1 protein-coding gene is annotated in these 1,323 nt (G+C 34.8%); it reads left to right on the top strand.

The annotated features are described in order from the left end of the window. Window positions 1-1,001, top strand: a 1,001-nt coding sequence (locus tag I4V44_RS17395) for a GGDEF domain-containing protein (protein ID WP_243280315.1), incomplete at its 5' end; no start/stop codon positions are given. Between the last annotated feature and the right edge of the window lie 322 nt (window positions 1,002-1,323).

Genomic DNA, 1,323 nt, shown 5'->3' with positions numbered 1-1,323 from the left:
TCCTTATATTGATATTAGTAGTTCTTATTATTTTTATGATGATTCAGATTAGTAGGCTACAGGGGACAGCACGCGTAATAAATTATGCAGGCCTAGTACGTGGAGCTACACAGCGCGAAGTAAAATTAGAAATTACAGGAAACCAAAATGAAGAATTAATTAAATATTTGGATGATATTTTTCTTGGATTAAGATATCAGGATGGACATTATGATCTGGTAAAACTCAATGACGAAGAATATCTGGAAAAATTGCAAATTCAGAGTGATTACTGGGATAAATTGAAAAAAGAGATTGAAGCAGTAAGAAACAAGGGATACGAAAATACAGACATTGTTAATATGAGTGAAATATATTTTACGATGGCAGATGAAACTGTCTCTGCCGCAGAAAGCTATTCAGAAAAGATTGCTATAAAGATTCGTACCATAGAGCTTCTGTCGGCACTTGATATGTTGAGTCTGGTGATATTAGTTATTATGCAGACTCTAAGGGCAATGCAGATGGCAATGCAAAACAGACTGCTGGAACAGAAAGCATTCATAGATGCCTATACTGGACTGCCAAATAAAAATGCCTGTAATGAGCTACTTAATAAAAAAGATATAATTACAGATCCTACAGCATGCATAATGTTTGATTTAAATAATCTAAAAACTGTAAATGATACAATGGGACATTCCGCAGGAGATCAGTTAATATTGAATTTCGCAAAGCTTTTGCGCAGTGTTATTCCAGAAAAGGATTTTGTTGGAAGATATGGCGGAGATGAGTTTATAGCAGTCATTTATCATACAAGCGAGGCGGAAATTAAGGTGATATTAAAATCATTGTACAGAGAAAGAGACAGATTAAATAGTTATGAAAATCAAATACCAATCGACTATGCCTGCGGATGGGCATTATCCTCCGATGATATGTCGGGTACAATGCAGATGTTATTGGATGAGGCAGATGCTTATATGTATAAAAATAAAAAGTTATGCAAGAAATATAATTAGCTTTCAGCTCAGAGTAGTTGAATCTTCTTAAATGAGTAATCGATAGAACCCTGTTGGAAAAACCAATAGAGTTTTTACTATGTTATTGTGTGATAATATCACGAAAGTCAGTTTATAATACAGTCATAAATTAAGCAAGTAAGACTCCGAAAGATTTTTGAACAATTCCGTATTGGTATGAAGATTTGTCATGAAGTTATCGCTATACTTCCGGGCTGCACCGCAGAGAAATCTGCGGTGTTTTTTGACTTTCTGTATATGGTGAGTTTGATGGAAAACAGATCAATGATACTGGAGCAGGGCTTCCGCGGATATTGAGAAA

Origin of the sequence: Blautia sp. 1001283B150304_161114_C9, from assembly GCF_015668165.1 — a bacterium.
Taxonomy (GTDB): domain Bacteria; phylum Bacillota; class Clostridia; order Lachnospirales; family Lachnospiraceae; genus Blautia_A; species Blautia_A wexlerae.
Note: the sequence above shows the minus strand (reverse complement) of the source record. Positions and strands in the feature narration are given on the sequence as shown.